Here is a 19,468-nt window from a genome sequence, read left to right as displayed (position 1 = left end):
TTTTCCTTAATGCCATTTCACCATGGGTTAAGTGCTTTTATGGGAAACCATACTTTTTTAAGTGGTCTTTTAGGTATATTTGAAAATCAAGGAATAAATAAAATTATGTACCTATCTAATCTTAAACTATGGAACTTCAGGAAATTTGGTGAAGATTCCAGTATTGACCTGGATAAACCATCTTTGAATTTGAACTTCAATGATGGTATCAATGTTTTAATTGGTGAAAACGATTCAGGAAAAAGTGCAATAATTGATGCTATTAAACTGGCATTAAAAACCCATAGTTATGATTGGTTGCGATTGGATTGGAACGATTTTTTTGATAATTCTACCCGATTGCGAATTGAATTACGTTTCGAAAATTTTAAGGATGATGAAGCCAAAAATTTTACCGAGTGGCTGGGGTGGGAGGGTGAACATGGAGAAGAAAAACCCTTTTTAAGGTTGATTTATGATGCTACAAGGAACCTTGAAGATCATTATATCTACCCAACTGAAATCAAAGCAGGTGTTGACGAAACAGGATATCAATTAACGGCAGAAGCAAGGGAATACTTAAAAACAACCTATCTTAAACCCTTGCGGGATGCCAAGTCCGAATTAATACCTAGAAAAAACTCTAGATTAACTCAAATTCTTCAAGGCCATGAAGCTTTTAAAGGCAGAGATCAGGATCACTTATTGGTCCAGCTCTTTAAAGAATTCAATGAACATGTCGAAAAATATTTCGAGGGTACTGATAAAGATAATAAACCTCTTACCGGGGGTGATCTAAAAGGAAAGGAGTTAAAAAATAACATAGATAAATTTGTTAAAGCTTTTTATTCCAAGGATAAAGAATCAAATTTTGGGGTCCTCGGCAATAATCTTAAAAATATTTTGGAGAAATTGGAATTATCAATTAAGGATGAACTGAATCCTGGATTAGGAACTTTAAACAGGTTGTTCATGGCTTCTGAATTACTGCATCTTCAAAAGGAAAACTGGAACGGTTTAAGATTAGGGTTGATTGAGGAATTAGAAGCCCACTTACATCCCCAAGCTCAAATGCAAATTATCGAAGCTTTACAAAAAGAAAAAAATATACAACTTATTCTTACTACGCACAGCCCTAACCTGGCATCAAAGCTAAACCTGGAAAACTTAATTATCTGTAACAATTGTAATGCTTTCCCTATGGGAAATTCCTATACCAAATTGGATGCAGACAATTATAAATTCCTGGAAAAATTTCTCGATACTACAAAATCAAATCTCTTCTTTGCCAAAGGAGTCATACTAGTAGAAGGATGGGCTGAGGAAATACTGATCCCAAGTATCGCCAAAGCTATTGGAGTGAACCTGACGGAAAATGGGGTGTCGGTTGTCAATATTGGAAATACAGGTTTTGACCATTATTCAAAAATATATTTGAGAAATGAAGAACCCTATATGTCAATTCCTGTTGCTGTAATTACGGATTCGGATGTAAAAGAATATGAAAAGAATGTTGATGATTATATAAGACGGGATGTCGATCAAGTTCAACGAGAAACCCAGGAACGAGTTGAAACAATAAGGGCTAAAGCAGAGCAAGCTGTACACTATTATGTCGCCCCAAATTGGACCTTAGAATATTCATTGTTTAAATCTCCCAGCCTATCTGAAACGTTTCAGAGTGAAGTAAAAGCAATTCATACAATGACAGATTGGGATTCTGATTTTGAAAAAGAACTGGCAATTAAATTGCTAAATAAAGGATTAAAGAAAACCAAAATAGCCTATCAATTGGCAAATGCAATAGATGATGACCTGAAAAAACCTGAAATAGAAAGAACCATAACTCTTGATGAAATAGATCAAACCGATAGTGTCTTTTATATTGTTAATGCCATAAACTATGCCGCAGGAAATTAATATAACTGAAGAAGACATACGTTATTCTGAAAGGATACTTCTTCCTGATGGGGAGAGGTTTGATGATGAGAGGATATCATTTATACGAAACCTTAATACACTAGATTTACAAGCAGTGCCAGGAAGTGGTAAAACGACCACACTTTTAGCAAAATTATTAATCCTTGAAAAATATATGCCACTATCGAATGGAAGTGGCATATTAGTGATCTCTCATACCAATGCCGCTGTTGACGAAATTAAAGAACGAATAGGAAGGTTTTGTCCTAAACTGTTTTCATATCCGAACTTTTTTGGAACCATCCAAAGTTTCGTGGACACATTTCTGGCAATTCCTTTTTATACCAATAAATTTGGGAAGCAGCCTACGAGAATTGATTCGGGAATTTACAATGAAAGATTAGCGCAAATTCTCTCTGATATATGGAAATATAGATTTGGTGTTCCAAATAATGACTTTAAAAAAATTTTATACCTGAAAAATGTTGATGAATCGTTGTTTTACAATTATCGTTTTGGATTTAATAGAGATAATGAGATTGTTTTAAAAAAAGCATTGAACGGTGCAGATTTAAGTATTACCAAGCCGCGCCATGGTCGTAATTACACTGACTATACAGAAGAAGAAAAGAAAGTTTTGTACAAGTGGTTTTTTACCCTGAAAATGGTTTTATTGAAAGATCGTGAAGTATTACATTATGACGATGCGTATTTCCTGGCAAATTGTGCAATCTTAAAATATCCCAAAATAAAAGAATTATTGCAGCTTCGGTTTAAATACATCTTTGTTGATGAAATGCAAGATATGGATGTTCATCAATATGAGTTAATTGAAAACATATTTTACTGCGGGGGAAATACGCATTCAATTATTCAAAGAATTGGTGATAAGAACCAAGCCATATATAATGGCGGTACCGTGCATCTAGATACTATATGGGCTGAAAGGGAAACAATATTGTATATTAATGGTAGCCATAGATTGAGCCCTAAAATTGCAGCACTAGTTCAGAATCTTGCTTTGTCGCCAAATCCGGTTGAAGGTCGAAATAAAAATCCCGATGGCTCTGAAATAGGAATTAAACCGACTATTTTTATTTATCAGGATGATTCAATATCTGAAGTAATTCCGGCTTTTGCAGAAAGAATAGAAACCCTTTCAGAAGAGAGATTGATTCCTTTAAATCCATCCAGTAAATTTAAGGCAATTGCATGGCGAAAAGAACATGAGGATACTGACAAGGTTGCGCTTAGTGATTTTTGGACCGGTTTTTCAAATGCTACTCTTACTAAATCTATTGACTTTAATGTATTGGAAGATTATGTCTTGTTCTATGATAAAGAGAAAAAAACTTTAGAATCTGTTCGTAAAAACATTTTAAATGCTTTTTTAAAAATTTTGCGATTGGAAAATATTAAGAATGATCATGGAAGAGTGTATACGAAAAGAAAATTAATTCATTTCTTGAAATCTCTTGAAGATGATGAATATGATAGGTTTAAACTAAACCTATACCAGTGGTCATTAGGTTGCATTAAAGGAAAGGCCTCCAATGTTATTTCCCAGATTAGAGATTACATTCCTGTGTTTCTTTCAATATTCGAAAAGGAGATTTCAACATCTTCGGAGTTTATTCAAAGGCCTTCCGAAATTACAGAGGCTGATCTTCCGGTAGTTTCAAAAGACAACATATTTGAAATGAATGATATAACGGTAGAAGTAGGGACCATTCATTCGGCAAAAGGACAAACTCATACGGCTACTCTCTATCTAGAAACCTATTTTCAAAAAGATGGGAAAGGAGTAAATGCCAAATCTTATGAGTCACAAAGATTAGCAGATCAAATATTAGGTAAGCCATTGAAATCTAAGATAGGGGCAAGGGTAAAACAATCCGCAAAGATGGCATATGTAGGATTTTCAAGACCAACGCACTTGTTATGTTTTGCAGTCCATAAAAATAGATTTGATTCTTATTTAGCAAAAATAGACACGGATTTATGGGATATTGTGCAAGTAAAGTCTCCCATTTAATTGAGTGCTATTGAATCCCTTCAAAGGAATTTTTACGCCATTCCTGAGGAAGGATTTCATTTTTATAATAGCTATGGGCCAGGTAACGTAAAAAAGACATTCCTTGATCGTCCGTTCTGTACCTAGGTAATACATCTTGTTTGGAGATTGTGAATTCTTTAAATTTTTGAAAATCGGGGTCATCTACCCAAAAAGTTGTCTCATCTGGTTTACGCTCTATGCTTTCTATATAATATTCTTTATGCAGATTTTTTTCAAAGAATAAAAGTTCAACATCATTATTTTCAAAAGTGATCGAAGGAATCTGGAGACTTAGTTCCCTGGGAATATATTGAAATAAAATATCAAAAAGACTTTGGTAATTTAAAACAGCACTTATTTCCAGTAAGAAGGCAATTAGAATAGAAGAGGAATCACAATAAACCTTTGGTTTTTTATTTGTGGCTACTGCTTCTACTACAGCATCCAAATTATTATGAAGTTCGGGGAAACGATCGTATATTCTTTTCTCCCTTATAATACTGAAAACCAATTCTATAAAATACTTGCCTAAGAATTGCATGTCTTTTTCTCGCAATGTTTCTTTATTGGCGAAAAACAAAAACAATTGCATTATTGGAATGGAATGATTATCAATAATAGGACAATGAAATCCTGGATTTTGCTCGACAACTTCAATAATAAGATCTTTTTGTTTCTGATGCAAGTCATTATTATATTTTGAAATACCACGGGAATTCGGAGCATGTTGTTGTAGCCTACAATAGTATATCATGTCATCTAGATAATCAAAACAACGTAAAGGATAACCTATTCTTTCAAAAAAAGCACCATTCTCGGCATACAACCCATTTGCAATGCGTGCTATTGGAAGTGTTTTGTCAAAATATGCGTTTAAGATATTCTTTTGAATAGATAACAATTGATTATACCGACTAATAACTGATTTTTTCTTTTCATGTTTGTGCTTTAATATCCAATGCCATGTTTGCAAAACCAGGAATTTTGAGCCTTCCTTTGCAACGTTTAAATTACGGTTCTCCTTACTATAATGAAATAATAGGGTTTCCAAAAGTGTTAATGTGGCGAATAGTTTTTCAAATGCTCTGCCTTTAAAGGAAGTGACCTTTTCCAATTGAAGGCCAATCAGGGCCTTGAAATCTTTTAAATCATAATTCGGAATATCCATAAAGGCCAGGGTTTTTTTGAACAACCTGTTACTCTCCACATCCATTAACAAATACTCATTAAACAGATATTTGCTGAACAGCTCCGTTAGCCTATAAATATCCCAGCGCTCAAAAGTGTTTTTATTATCCTTAAATAATTCCCTTATAAAACCTTCAAAAGTGGGACGCACATTCGGTTTTATTATGCCATTATGAACCAGTACGATTTTAATGGGGAGATCATTAAACTCTGGGATAGAAGAATCATGGAATACGGTGTCCTTTGCCTCTATAATGGATTCTCTGATGCCATCCACACTAGCGTAATTTTTGTCCGTGATATTTCGGTCTGTATATCCCTTTAGTTCAAAATACCACCGGTGTTTTACCCCCTGATGGTCTTTGCCAATAGCGATGACATCTTTACCATATTGGTTTTGCCCTTTGGATTCCTTAGCCGTTTGGATGATACGGAATCCCATCTGCTGTAATAACATAGGGAAAAGATAATCTAGCTCTTGATCCTCTTTTAACGTACTTAGATACTCTTCAACAAAAATAGTACTATGATTCATGTTTAATTAGTGTTTCTATTGCTTTAAAATCTTTTTTATCCCAATCAGTTCGATTGGTCGTTGCGAGTTCTAAATCCCATTTGTTAGGATCAATCAAATAAAAACGAGAAATAATTAAATTACTTCCGTAATTTCCTAACGGAGTGATTTCTTTTCTTCCACTTAATTTCCATCCACCTCCTTTGGCTAGTTTAGTCTTACTTCCTCCGGTAAATGCTCCCAGGAAGCTATTTTTATCAATACCTTCATGTAACATTTCACTAAAATTCTTTCCGAAAGTTTGGTTAAAACTGCGTAAAAGCTCGGGATGTGTTTCCCATGGATCGAATTCTTTAATGCCATGTTTTATGTCTATATTTTCTTTGTAATAGTCTTCCATATAGCTTTGTATCCGGGACAATATTTGTTGATGTTCCGAATCCGTTGTATCTAAATGTTTTTCCAAAACCTCAATTAGGTGGCCACCATAATGCTCGGTATATTCTTCTAATTTCCAGATAAGACTCCCACGTACAGTTTCTGATGAACTTTGCAATAGGGGAAGTAGGGTAGGAATCACGGAGTGGGGTTCGCGATATCTTTCCGTTAAACTCACCCATAACTTATACAGAGTTAAAGGTGGAAAATCCAACAGGTCACAAGAGAAACTGTAAGCGGTTTGTAAAGAAAGATGTTCCACAATATCTTGTGCAATGAATCGAAAGGCTGCCTTATCATCGGTCAGCAAACGAACTAACATTTTATCGAATTCTTTTAGGTCTACATCCTGAACAATACTCTTAAGTGCTTTGGGAAACTTTTTAAAAGGGGTCGCAGTCGCAGTCGCTTTTAAGAAACATTTGTGTAAGCCGACGGATTTATGATGCCAAAAGAGTTGTTGTATAAAGTGGCTGTAGTTTTCCAAATCAAAATAGGGTTGCGAAATAATCCCGGTAAGTAGATTTTTGATTTGTGATAAATACATCACGTCTAATCTGGATAAGCTTGCTAAAATAGTCCTAGATCCATCCTCTCTGTTAATGTTTTCATTGATTCGAGTAAAACATGACTCCACATAAGATTTCTTGCCTGGAAAAGAATCGGCATTAATAATGGCAAATAACAGTAGTAATATATGAGGAAGGAGGGGAGTGTCGGACTTATAATGATCATAAATTTGAAGAAATAATTGAGCTTCCTTTTTCGTTATGTTATCAATATTTGTAAGTCCGCCAAATATATTATGTGTGTGTTTTTTTAAAGCCAACAAGGGTTCTAAGTGTTTTTCATAAAACCCATACCCGATACTGTCATATAATACCGGAGTGAGAATCAAAATGGTATGACAATCATCGACCTTTTCTTTGGTTATCTTTTCAAAGAGTTTTATTCCAAAATCATTGTCAATCAAACATTTTTTTTTAATGCCCTGATATATAGGAGTTAAAAATATATATAATCCTTTTTCCGGATTATTCAAGGTCTCCAAATGATCCATGTTAACCTTGAATATATCAATGTCTATATGAAGTTCAGGCAATAATTCCCCATAAGCTTCACAAAAAGCATTTAGCTCTATATTTTCCTTATTGCGATTCTTTATAAATTTGTGAAAGTCCTCGTTAAATTCTTTATAGGATTGAAATATAATTATTTTCCATAATTGCTTTTTTACTATACTTAGCAAAGAACGTTGATGGTAGGTTTCTATCTCAGATTCTACTTTACACATAAAAGAAAAACTCGATTCAAAGTCTTTAGAGATTTTAAAGTCAAATTTTTGTTTAAATTTCAAGTATAGGCTATAGGCAACAGCTAAAGGATCTTTAATAGTATATATCTTCTCCTTAATATCTAGGGTCTCTGTATCCAATACAATATGGTCAACATCTATATCAGTTATTGAAAGCCCTCCTTTTTTTTCCTTGATTAGTCCCTTTGTATACTCGTCTAAAGCAATTAATAAATCTTTTTTTTGTAGAAGTTCTGTATATGATTGATTGAAAGATGTTTCAGTTGATTTTTTATTTCCGGATTTTGACATAACCTATGTTTGATTGGATAATTAGTGCTTGTCTATATCAATATTACGCAGATATTTAATTTTTTCAAATAACCTGTTTTAATTAGCCCTTTTTAAACGATGTCATCCCAAGCCAGGTTTAATCCTGATATGGGGTGGCAATTGGGTTTGGGGACCATCTTTTCTCGCATGGCACGCTTGTCTTCAAAATGTCGGGAAATCTCCTGGGTCTTTTCGATATAGTCGTCGGAGCCATCTTCCCTTTGGTGATAAAATATTTGTATGGATTTACACTTTTTGTGCTCAAAGATATGTTTTAACATCACCCGGTCCGAAAGCCCACAGGAATGCCCGATAATATATACCTGGTACTGATCCGAATCCAAAAAGCGCAATAACTGATGGTAATTATCCGTCTTAAAATATCCGAAAGATTTGATATGCTGGAATAACGTATTATCATTGAGCTTTTCCATTACGCTGTAATGCTCGTCCGTTTCATCTCCATAGCCAAAAATAAGGGGGTTGTGTAGTTTATTTAGCTCCCCATGGATATGGTTAATAGCCACCTGGACATCGAGGTTATCCGGACAGGCACAATGCGAACCATAATAGGTAAAGGTGGGCGTGTAGTTAAAATTTAAAATATGGACCTGCTCCGGAAACTTCTGCTCCTCGGTGAGGGACAACCGGCCTTGCTCACTGGTGGAAAATTCACCCTTGATCTTCGACCAAAAGTTAATACCTCTGACCCCCAAATTATCGGGGATGTGCTTCGGCATGATAGCTGAAAGATACATTTCCAATTGAATTTTTAAATAATCCAATTCCGTGTTCAATATGCCAATTTCGGCTTTGGAGTTCTCATCATATACCCGGTTCCCGTGCTTGTCAAACTGGTTTAAAATAGTAAGTAAAGACTGGTAATATGCGCCCTCTACATCAACCCATTTTAAGTTTCGTGTCATCAAAGCATCAATCATGGTCTTGAGAATGGAAGTGTAGCTGAACTCTTTACCAGAAGGAGTTTTGGAAGTGATCACCTCAGGAAAAGAGAGTGTAAGTCCATGTTGTTCGAAAAATGCTGTTAAGGCATCAAAACTATCAATTTTATGAACCTCTTGTTTGACGTAAAAAAAAGAAGCCCTATCGAAGATTTGGATGCCGAAAAGCAGGTAATCCTTATGTGTGACCGTGTGCTCATGCCGCTGTCCTTGCTTACCCTTGACCAAATAATTAAATTCAGCATGATAAAGGGTACGTTTTATCAAATCCAGCATAAAATCACTATAACGGGTTTTCAGGCCATGGGCAAGGTCAAAGCCATTGCCGATAAGTACTAATCGGTTCACGGTGTCTCTTTTTGTCGGTTAAAGAAACAAAATTAGGGGAATTTTAATTGATGGTTTTCCGTAATGTCCCGAATAGTTATTCCCTTTTTATAAACCCTTTTCATGGGCTTTTTTAGGGCGTCTCCCTTCGGGTCGAGTCATTGCTGCAATCTTTTCCACGGGACAAAGAAGGTGAAAAATTTTTGTCCTGTTTTTTTTTGTGTGTCTAGCATGTGCACTATCTATAGGGCGTTCTTCTTGTATGATTTTTTTACCCACTTTGGCTAACGTGTTTATACAATTTGACTAGTAAATTTACCCACTTTGGGTAGCATATTTATACAGTTTGGCTCGTATTTTCAATCAGGATGTAAACCACTTTTTAAAAATCATATCCTAACTTTATCTTGTTTTAAATCAGGAAATTATAAAAGTTATGAAGTGGGGTAAAAAGTATAGCGGAATTATTATAGAGATCATAAGTGTTCTTTTTATAGTGTTGTTTGTGTATGCGGGGTTTACTAAACTTATGGAAGGGGATCGCTTTTTTAATAATCTGAATAACTCTCCCATTCTACCGGGTAATGCAACGGCTTATATTCTGAGTTGGGGAATTCCAATACTGGAGATTTTAGTGGCCTTTTTTGTGGCTTGGCCAAGAACCCAGCTCAAAGGATTGTATGCCGCCCTTGGACTTATGATTCTTTTTACGCTTTATGTGGCAGGTATTGTATTTTTTAGTCCATACACGCCTTGTTCTTGTGGTGGGATATTGACACTGTTGACTTGGCCACAGCATCTGGTTGTTAATATATGTTTTGTCTCATTAGCCATAATAGCTATACGGTTATACCACATAAGAAAATTATCAAATGTTGAACTGTATCATTACAAAGTGGAATAGGAGTAATGCGCTTATTTTAATGACTACCTACTTAGTGAATTAAAAATTTAAACCTAATTTTTTAGGTGTCAAGATATTTGTTGGCCAACAAGTACAGGTAAATCGAGCTGAAACCTGAACCAAGAAAGGCATTTAGTGCTAACCCTTAAATTTTTTTATTATGAAGCAATTTAAGTTTATTATTCCGATGTTGGCCTTCGTATTGGCCATCGGTATGTCGTTTGCTGTTGAGCATAAGGCTACTGGAGATCTCGTTCTGGAAATCAATGGAGTTAAGTATCACTCTCCGGTTGATTGTCAGGGGCAAGGAGAGGACTGTACTGCATGGATTTCAAAAGATGGCGATGTACAGGAAATCCAAGTTAAGAGAGAGACATCTCCAGGGGTATATGAAGAAGCATTTACCAGTGTGCCAAACACTACGGTATATGCATTTTCTTCTTTGATCCCGGTAACCCCGTAAATAGTAATTTAAACCATTAATTGGCTATTTGTGGAGGGAGACACTCAGGTTAAATTTCGTATTTGACCTGAGTGTCTTACTACCTTCCTATTTGAAATTTCTATGGTATTGATTCATTTTCCTTATGATTGCGGAAGGCAAACTCATATTGGTGCTTTTTATTGAGGTATTTTGTAGCCACTTTTTTAATATCTTCCACAGTTAATGACCTGGCATATTGCATTACCTTTTCTTTTAGTTTTGGGCTGGATGAATACCTGCCCAAAAAAAGCGGATCCTCTAAAATTATATTCTTTGTCTCCATGTTTAATCCATGATTTTTGATATCCTTTATTATGGTTTTGCATTCTGATCGTATCCATTCAAATTCATCATCCAAGGCATCCACATGAACCGTAAGGCTATACAATTCATCTGAATTAGAATATCTCCCAGTCAAAGTTTCTTGGTATACACTTGCTCCTCTTATAAATCGCAGTTCACCATCGATCATAGAACGTAAATTTATATTGATAATATCCATTACAACACGGTCTTTCCAATTTTCTTTTGAAATCGGAAAAATATAAGTTAACATATATGGTAGGGTGTAAAGTGTGTAACCTGCCTTCATCTTATTCACATAAAACGTGTGGTAAATTGGTCCTTTGGGTAATGTAACATCATTTTCATTAGTCGAACAAGGAGTATCTGAATTAGTGGGTAAGTTTCCAAGGTATTTTTGCAATAAGGGTAAAACCTGCTCTTTTTTGTAGCTGCCTCTAATGACAAAAGTAAATTGTGAAGCATTACCAAAAACAGCCCGATAACATTCCATGGCGTGCTCGTAGTCTAAGTATTGTGTTTGATGAAATTGCTCTGTACTTATTGGATTGGAAGAGTTTCTATAAGCTTCAAAGTTTAAAAACGCTGCGATTGCATTAGTCATATCAGTTCTTGGGGATGCACCACCAATAATTTTACCGAAATAACGATCTGTTATTTTATTTTTCCATTTCTCAAACGCCAAAGAATCTTTCCTCGGCACAGTGAAATACAAATAAACCAGTTGCAGGTACTTTTCCAAATCCTCCAAACTTGCCCTTGTACTTACCGTTGAGCCATTTTGCTGAATGCGTAAATGTACAGGTGGTTCCTCATTCAAAGAAAATTCTTTTCCTAATTTGTTTCTTATTGCTTCTCTATCAAAGTCTCCTGCACCACTTAGTTTAACAATTTCCGGGGCACCGATAGCAGCATAATAATCAGATTTTGGAAAGCAGGAAGCGCCCTTCGGACTGGTACCAGTAATGGAAATCCTACTTGTTGAATTCTCTCCCGGTTCCTTAATATCCAGCAGTAATTTCACTCCATTGTCTAGCTGTAGAATATCTAGCCCGGTATCAGGATCTATTCCTGTTTTTCGGTAGTCCACCTCTTTGAAACGTTCCACTTCTTTTTCACTCATTAATACAGAAACTTTATCACCTACAGGAGCCAATACCGCTAGATCAATCTTACTTCCAGTGTCAATAGGCTTTTTTATTGCTTCTTTGATCCACCCTCGCACCTGTTTTTCCGTATAGTCTATTGCGGAGTGTCCTGCAGATGCTGTGATATAGATATCGTCAGGCATTACTGAAAAATTATCCTGTAAATAGCTATTGATGTCTTCTAAGGAAAAGTTTTCCATCCACCCTTTGGTAATTGCTTTTTTCTGCGCTGGCAGAATCTCTCCATAGACAAAATGATTTTCCAGCTCACCTTCCCAGTACGCTGTACTGGCAGTGTCTTTAGAAGTGATGCCATTTAGCATCCACTGTTTTTGCTCATCCCACTCCTTCTGTGTAAAGCCATCTTTTTGAAGTTGCTGTAGTACGCTGGCTACCCGCTGGAGGTTTTTCCGTTCGGTTCCCGGTTTGTTCTCTATTTCAGGCAGTCTGAGAAAGGGATGGTCTCTATCCGGAAATTTGATATCAATGATTCCTCCTTTTTTGGTTGTCCATGAAGGGACTCCTTTTTCCTTGAGTCGCTGGTAAACCATTCCATACATAGCCTTATACAGTTGTTCGTTAAGCCATTTTTCTTTGGTATCTAAGACTGTATCGAATTTTTTAACTCGGAAAAACAAGGAAATTTTAGAATTCTCCTTATTCCAAGCTGAGATCCGATTTAATTCTATCCGCTGCACGGTCTTAAACCTTCGAGGTGCGGAATGATAAAAAATACGCCTGTCAAAATTACCACCTTCCCCTGCTGCTTTTGGAAGCTTACTATAAAGAGTAATAAGTTGTTGTTCTAGGCTGTCTATATCCTGGATGTTGCCAGTGATCATCAAGCCCATACGATCCGGACGGTACCAACGGTGGTAAAATTCCCGGACGGAAGGCACGGATATACCTCCCATGTCATAATGGGTGAGCCAATTTGTATACGGGGTTTTTCCGTCAGCATCAAAAAATATGGCGGCATCCCTGAGACTTTTATTAATGCGCTGGTCTAAGCCGAATCCTCCTGCCTTATAAAAAACTTCCTGCCTTACACAACGAGCCTCACGTATAACAAGTGTATCTTCCAGTTCCATGTTGGCGATATTGGCAAACCACTGCAGACGATCCGTTAAAGCTAGAGAATCATCACCTTGAACACTACTCCAATATGGCGTATAGATACTAGATGTCCCAGCAAAAGTAGTACTGCCTGATTTTTTAAATGTTAAATCATTTTGTAAATGAGATTTTACATAACCTTCGATATATCCAAAATGCTCCAATAAATGAGCATATTGCTCTGTTTTCAATTGGCTTCCATTAAAGAAACCGACTTTCACATAAAATCGTAAACTTATTTTATCTGTATCAGAGGTTGGTTTTAAATAATAGGTAAAACCATTAGGTAAACGTCCTATTCGGATGCTTTTATCTAGGCTAAATGAGTTCTTGGAAGGTTCCTGAGCCATGGTACACGATAGCATCAGTATTAGAAGTAAGCTCACTAAAGCTTTTCGGCATAATTGCAATATAGATTTCATAGTAGAATGTATTATTAGACTAATTCCCATAGCCATCATTTTGAGTTAGAAATGGATTTTTTAAACGTTCTTCTCCCGGAATGGGATATAATGCATCGGTATCCTGCCAGGTCGGGTTGTTACTAAATTCAGGATTCACCTTACCCGTTCGTTTGAGATCCAGCCAATGATGCCCCCATTCGGCAAACAATTCTCGTTTTCGTGCTGTCATTATGGTATCCTGTAAAGCTTGCTTACTAATGTCTGGATTACTGTCAGCTATTAAATCAATACCTGCTCTTGCTCGGATTTGATCCAGATCTGAGATGGCTTCTGCCAGTTTATTTTGCATAGTACGAGCCTCAGCTCGTATCAGGTATTGTTCAGCCAGACGTATGGCTGTACTGTACTGCTGAATCTCTCCATCGTTATCAAACCAGTATTTTCCTGTAAAATAGGCATGCTCAGTTTCGGTGTTGGCTTCTCCAACCCACAATCGTCGTTTATCCATATGATCTATTGAGTTCACAAAATCATCAGCTATTGCCGTATTACCTGTTATGGTGGTACCATTAACAAGCAATACGAAATGATTGGCTTCACGGGGAACAAAATTATTCACCCCATCCGGTGCAATTTGCCAAATGGCTTCCTTACTGTTTGCCCGAAAAACATCCTCCGGGTTTGCCTCCAGATCATACAAATCAGTACGATCAATTGCTTTACTGCTAAAGCTCTCTGCATTTGACCAATCTTCTCGATAGAGATATACCCGAGCTCTAAACGCTTCGACTACACTCCGATTTACATAGTAACGTTCACCATCTTTATATTCCGTTTGTTTATTTAGCAGCAGAGCTGCCTCATCCAAATCGCTTTCAATCTGTAACCATACTTCTTCTGTAGGGTTACGAGGCGCCGTGGCATTAGTGTTATAGTCTGATGTAAGTAAAAGTGGCACATCTCCGTAAAAATTGGTCAGGTAGAAGTAGGTGAAGGCCCGTATAAATAGAACCTGTCCACGAAGGTCGTTGCGTAAATCACCATTGATATTAGCATTTTCCAATCCTTCTAGGGCTCGGTTAACCATATAAATTACATTATAGGCACTACTCCAAATATTTTGGTTGAATGCTGCATCGGTAGTGTTTATGGAAAATAATTCATGCCGGTCAAATGGTAAATAAGTATCTGTTCTTGCCAGAAGTATATCACCACTCATTGCTCCTAATAAGGAAACGCCGTAAGTGGAAAAGTTTGCCACATACAATTGATTGTAAATACCCTGAATAGCGGCTATGGTTGTTTTTTCTTTACTATAGACGTCTTCAGTTACCATCTGAAAATTGGGAGAGTCGATATCCACAAAATCTTCACAGGATTGTAGGCCAAATAAAATCGATAGCCCAATAATCCTTAAATATATTTTTATCTTCATTATATTTTGATTTAAAAGGTGAGTAGTAATCCGGTAGAGAACATGCGCAAAGGTGGTAGGGTTGCCACTCCTCCGCTTTCTACATTAAGCCCGGGGTAAGAGGTAAGTGTAAGCAGGTTCTGTGCGGTGAAAAACACATTCCACCCACTAATGCCTAATGGTCGAATCCAGGACTCCGGCATACTGTATACCAATGACACATTTTTTAGTCTCAAATACGATCCATCGATTGTATTGTAGCTGGAATAATAATAGTTTATGGACTGTGAGCTATCAATTGTACCTGGATTCAATTCTCCACTTTGCCACAAATTATATTGTTCCAAAGCATAATTTCTTGTAGAACTAGCGGGTAATGGATTAAACAAAGAAGAAGGTCTGGGCGACTGTCGTTTTACAAAATCCAGCTGCACATTTAATTTCCACTGTTTATAGGACAAACTATTACGAAGCCCCCCAAAATATTTTCTTGAACGGTTTTGAACTATAATTCTATCGGCAGCATCAATTCTGCCATTTTCATCAACATCCGTGAACTCAAATTGTCCTGACTCATTTTTTCCTATATAATCATACAGAAAAGCAATATTCAAGGGTTCTCCAACACGGTATTGGTTGGCATACGGAGTGAGTTCTATGTTTGGAAAATTCAATAACTCATTTTTCGGGAGGCTAAGGTTGAAAAAGATATTCCAACGAAAATCCTTACTTGTTATAGGTGTTGTAGAAAACTCTACTTCCCAACCTGTATTCTGCACCGTTGCTGGCAGATTTGACTGTACACTGGAAAATCCGGTCATTGCCGGTAATGTATATCCTACTAATTGATTTGAAGAACGGTTGCGATACCAACTAAGACCTATATGAATACGATCTTGTAAGAATCCAAGTTCCAAGGCGGCTTCAAGTTTTTTATTTTTTTCCCATGCAAAATTGTCATTATACAATTGGGTAGGGTATAGCCCTCCCGGGGCAATAGTTGCCTGGTAACTGTCGATGTATTGATAATCACCGATTTGATCACTTCCTGTTACACCATAGCTCCCTCTGAATTTACCAAAGCTTAGCCATGGAAACCGCTCCTTGAATAGAGATTCTTCAGTGAAAATCCAGGCGGCACCTACCGCTCCAAAATTGGAAAAGCGTTTTCCGGGGCCAAAACGGGAAGAACCGTCCCGACGACCGGTTAGGTTTAAGTAATATTTTTGTTGCCAGTTATAGCCTATTCTACCAAATACTGCTTGATATTTATATTCCTCTATCCGTCCTCCTCTACTAAAAGTAAAATCTGCAGCAGCAAGATCTCCTGACAAAGATTCATCCACAAATCCACGCCCGTATGCCAATGTAGATGTATTTTCATCGCTTTGAAAGGTAGAGCCAAGAAGCACATCCATTGTCCCTTGCAATAAATTGGTAGTATAGGTTAATTGCGGCTCTACAATCCAGGAGTTTCTTTTGGCATGATCAATTGTAGTAGCAGTAAGATTACTTCCAACACCTCGTTTTGAAGGGTTATAATACAATAAACTTAAGTTTGATACAGCTTCTCTTTTATTTGATGTATAACCCATACTGGTTTTAAAGGCTAATCCTTTCCAAATTTTGTAGGATAGGGTTAGGTTGGCAATAAGTGTATTGGTGTTGGCATTGGTCATTTTGTATTTGGAGCGCAAAGGGTTATAGATACTTGAGCTTCCCATTTTATCCCATCCTTCCCAATGCAGACTCCCATTCTCATTATATAGTTTCGGCGCAATTGGAGGGGAGTAGATTGCTCTTAAAATATCGTATGTAGGAGTTGATCGGGTTTTGTCATTCCCATAATTACCGGAAAACTGCAGGTTCCACTTTTTATTTTCAGAGGTGTGGTTGATTTTCACACCTAAGGTCAGTTTTTTATAATTAATATCTACCGGGAATACCGTCCCCTGGTCGGAGTATCCACCCGTCAGTCGAAAGGAAGTATTGCCATTTCCGCCGGATGCTGAAATATTTAAATTGGAAAATTCCGCGGTCCCACCAATGAGTTCGTCCTGCCAATCCGTATATCGTGAATTATCCCAATTTAATAAATCTCTGGCATAAAATGAATATAAAGGATGTTCCTCATCATATCCACTATTTTTTAAATAAGCTTTACGAAAAGCGACATATTGTTCAGAGTTCAATAACTTTTCTCGTCGTTCTACCTGACCAATTCCTGAGTACCATCTTGCTTGTACCTGTGTTTTCTGGGATACCGATCCTGCCCTTTTTGTGGTTATCAGAACGACACCATTAGCTCCTCTGGAACCGTATATGGCGGTAGCATCAGCATCTTTCAATACTTCTATACTCTCGATATCCGAGAGGTTTAAGGCGCTTAAGGGGTCTATTCCCACTCCATTTTGTATTAAATGTGATTGTCCTCCTAATGCTGTATGATCATTTAATGGCTCCGAATTAATCGGAACGCCATCCACTATATATAGCGGGTAATTTCCATCATCCCGTAAGCTGTTTGTTCCTCTGATTCGTATTTTCGGAGCCGCACCGGGCATGCCACTAAATTGGTCAATTTGAACACCAGCCATTCTGCCTTGAAGTGCCTCTAATGGACTTACTATGGGTTGGAGCTCTATTTCTTCAGCGGTTACCTTGGCAATGCCTCCAGTACGCTCGCGCTCCTTTACTGTGTAATACCCGGCATTAACCGTGACCGCTTCCAAGTATGTAACATCCTCTTCGAGAACCAATGAAAGCTCCTTTGAAGTTCCTACTTTAACTTCAAGTCGTTTAAATCCGATATAGCTTAATATTAAAACATCGGTAGGGGCGGCATCCACGTAAAAGTAACCCTCTTTATCTGTGAAATTGCCATAAGAAGTCCCTTTGATTTCTACGTTCACTCCGGGAATCGGAATGCCGTTGGAATCAGTGACTTGCCCCTTAACCCGATGTTGGTAATCAGCTAATTCTAAAAAATTGATGGTTTTATTATTTCCGAATAGGGAATAGGTCCCAATAGAAAAGATGAGAAGGAGTACCAATAGTATACACCTATCCCTTAAGATATGTTTATTTTGCATAATGTTGTTCTAATAGCTTGTTTTTAGTTAATTATAAGAAGTCTGCCACCTGTCAAATGCACAGAAAATCCTATCCTTGTTAGATTAAATTAGAATGATGTTTGCCGTATTTTGCCACGTATATATCTTGGACCTTTAGGGTTAAATTTTGTAGTTTTCCCCTGGATGAAGTTGATATCATCTTTCTTTCTTTTCTGTTAAAGTCGATAAAACAGAAGGTGAGAAAACTTAAATTTTAAAATTGAGATTAGCACAGCGGTTTGCGTGCTTAGTGAAGAATACGGGGAATTAATTTATTGAATACCAAAATTACAACCCCGAATTAAAATATTTTCTAAATTGGGCACTTTGGTTTTTTTGGGAAAAGCATGCGGGATACAGTAAACTTTCTGTTATACTGAGCTTTATCGATATTTGAAGCCTTATGCTTTATGTTGTTTAATAGGTTTTTCATTTTTAGACCTTGTTGTTGCAAAACCTTAGTTAAAATGAAGAAGCCAACGCTAAGAAATTTTGAGAATGCCAAATGTATATTAACAAATAGGCGTGGAACTCAACTTACCGAATCGCGGTACTGGCATACCTTGCAACGATAAGAGAGCCCACGCCATGGTCGTGAGCCTTCTACTTATCCTCTCGTTGCAATGAAAAGTGCCAGTTTTCGATTCGAGATTCTAAGCGAAAAAGCTTCTAATATCTTACTATTTGAAGTATCGCAAATATATTTATAAAATCAAATATAAGCAATTATTTTACAAACGACAAAATTTCATTTTAAACTATTTTTTATCGTCTTATCTATTTGTCAATTTGATATGTGAAGAGATATAAGAATGAAAAAATACTGTCAATCATTGGTGACAGAATCCGTGATCAAAGAAAAATTAAGGAATTAGAGATAGAAGATGTCGCTGAAATGACTGGGTTCACATACAATACAATTTCAAATATAGAGAATGGATCTGAAACATATTTCTCTTATTTTGTGGAAGTTTGCTTGGCCATTAATATCCATCCTAAGGAGATATTAGATTTCGATATCAAAATTATGCCTAGACGCAAGCTTTCTCCTCAAAGGAGAGAAAAATCTAGATTAACATATAGAATTAAAGGATATATTGAAAGTGGTTATTTTCAAACCCTAAGAGCCACAAGGGATGTAGTCACAAAGTTAAAAGCGGATTATGATTTAGATGCTGCTTCAAAAGACGTTTCATCAATTCTTGGAAGGCACTTAAAAGCAGTCAAAAAAGGAAATAGAAATTTCTACATTGAAGAATAGTATATCGACATGCATATCAAAGGACACCACCTTTTGTAGTTGGCATTTTTTTATGGTTTCCGTAGTTTGGTTTGATGCTTCTTTTTGAAAATGAAATATTTTCCCCATGAATTTCAAAATCACTTTTATATATATGTTCCCGGATATACACAAAATATTTTATAATCCCCCGAAGTTTTAGCCCTAGCAACCTCGTTTTGGATCTTAAGATCTAAGATCTATCTTTTTAATAGCTTGCCCAACGTGTAAAATTTGCACATTGTTCAGAAAAACAGGAAATTAATGCCCAAGGTAAATATTTTGTTGCTAA

At 36.7% G+C, this 19,468-nt stretch carries 11 protein-coding genes; 5 read left to right on the top strand and 6 right to left on the bottom strand.

Annotated elements, in window-relative coordinates; genetic code table 11:
• Nucleotides 1-105: 105 nt before the first annotated feature.
• Both ACN0TV_RS07140 and ACN0TV_RS07135 read left to right on the top strand, forming a co-directional pair.
• A complete protein-coding gene (locus ACN0TV_RS07140) occupies nt 106-1,899 on the top strand; it encodes an ATP-dependent nuclease (protein ID WP_417361517.1) in 1,794 nt (597 codons plus the stop codon).
• Nucleotides 1,883-3,934, top strand: a complete 2,052-nt coding sequence (locus ACN0TV_RS07135; RefSeq protein WP_417361516.1) for a UvrD-helicase domain-containing protein — start codon at nt 1,883-1,885, stop codon at nt 3,932-3,934. The genes ACN0TV_RS07140 and ACN0TV_RS07135 overlap by 17 nt, the downstream gene beginning before the upstream one ends.
• Before the next feature lie 7 nt (nt 3,935-3,941).
• Here ACN0TV_RS07135 and ACN0TV_RS07130 read toward each other — a convergent pair whose 3' ends face one another.
• The 3 genes from ACN0TV_RS07130 to ACN0TV_RS07120 form a co-directional block, all read right to left on the bottom strand.
• On the bottom strand, nt 3,942-5,678 hold the full coding sequence (locus ACN0TV_RS07130; RefSeq protein ID WP_417361514.1) for a hypothetical protein: 1,737 nt from the start codon (nt 5,676-5,678) through the stop codon (nt 3,942-3,944).
• Nucleotides 5,668-7,701 (bottom strand): hypothetical protein, encoded by a 2,034-nt coding sequence (locus tag ACN0TV_RS07125; RefSeq protein ID WP_417361512.1) that lies wholly within the window; start codon nt 7,699-7,701, stop codon nt 5,668-5,670. The genes ACN0TV_RS07130 and ACN0TV_RS07125 overlap by 11 nt, the downstream gene beginning before the upstream one ends.
• A gap of 92 nt (nt 7,702-7,793) precedes the next feature.
• Entirely contained in the window at nt 7,794-9,032 is a 1,239-nt protein-coding gene (locus ACN0TV_RS07120) for an AbiH family protein (protein ID WP_417361510.1), read from the bottom strand.
• 415 nt (nt 9,033-9,447) lie between these two features.
• Between ACN0TV_RS07120 and ACN0TV_RS07115 the strand changes: the two genes are divergently transcribed.
• Together ACN0TV_RS07115 and ACN0TV_RS07110 are read left to right on the top strand one after the other, a co-directional pair.
• A complete protein-coding gene (locus tag ACN0TV_RS07115; RefSeq protein WP_417361508.1) occupies nt 9,448-9,915 on the top strand; it encodes a MauE/DoxX family redox-associated membrane protein in 468 nt (155 codons plus the stop codon).
• A gap of 160 nt (nt 9,916-10,075) precedes the next feature.
• Entirely contained in the window at nt 10,076-10,378 is a 303-nt protein-coding gene (locus tag ACN0TV_RS07110) for a DUF6520 family protein (protein WP_417361507.1), read from the top strand.
• Nucleotides 10,379-10,478: 100 nt separating this feature from the next.
• Here the strand turns inward: ACN0TV_RS07110 and ACN0TV_RS07105 are convergent, their stop codons facing one another.
• The 3 genes from ACN0TV_RS07105 to ACN0TV_RS07095 are packed head-to-tail and all read right to left on the bottom strand — an operon-like array spanning nt 10,479 to nt 17,876.
• Nucleotides 10,479-13,388 carry an insulinase family protein gene (locus tag ACN0TV_RS07105; RefSeq protein ID WP_417361505.1) on the bottom strand — a complete coding sequence of 970 codons (2,910 nt, stop codon included), beginning with the start codon at nt 13,386-13,388 and terminating at the stop codon, nt 10,479-10,481.
• Nucleotides 13,389-13,407: 19 nt separating this feature from the next.
• Nucleotides 13,408-14,805: a RagB/SusD family nutrient uptake outer membrane protein gene (locus ACN0TV_RS07100; RefSeq protein WP_417361503.1), complete on the bottom strand. Its 1,398-nt coding sequence runs from the start codon at nt 14,803-14,805 to the stop codon at nt 13,408-13,410.
• 11 nt (nt 14,806-14,816) lie between these two features.
• The gene (locus ACN0TV_RS07095) at nt 14,817-17,876 is read right to left on the bottom strand and encodes a SusC/RagA family TonB-linked outer membrane protein (RefSeq protein WP_417361501.1); all 3,060 of its coding nucleotides are present in this window, start codon (nt 17,874-17,876) and stop codon (nt 14,817-14,819) included.
• Between the two features lie 817 nt (nt 17,877-18,693).
• Here ACN0TV_RS07095 and ACN0TV_RS07090 point away from each other — a divergent pair.
• Nucleotides 18,694-19,158 (top strand): helix-turn-helix domain-containing protein, encoded by a 465-nt coding sequence (locus ACN0TV_RS07090; RefSeq protein ID WP_417361499.1) that lies wholly within the window; start codon nt 18,694-18,696, stop codon nt 19,156-19,158.
• The last annotated feature ends 310 nt before the right edge of the window (nt 19,159-19,468 follow it).

The organism is Galbibacter sp., assembly GCF_048266365.1.
Taxonomy (GTDB): Bacteria; Bacteroidota; Bacteroidia; order Flavobacteriales; family Flavobacteriaceae; genus Galbibacter.
The sequence above is the reverse complement of the archived record's forward strand: the minus strand, read 5'-3'. Positions and strand labels throughout refer to the sequence as shown.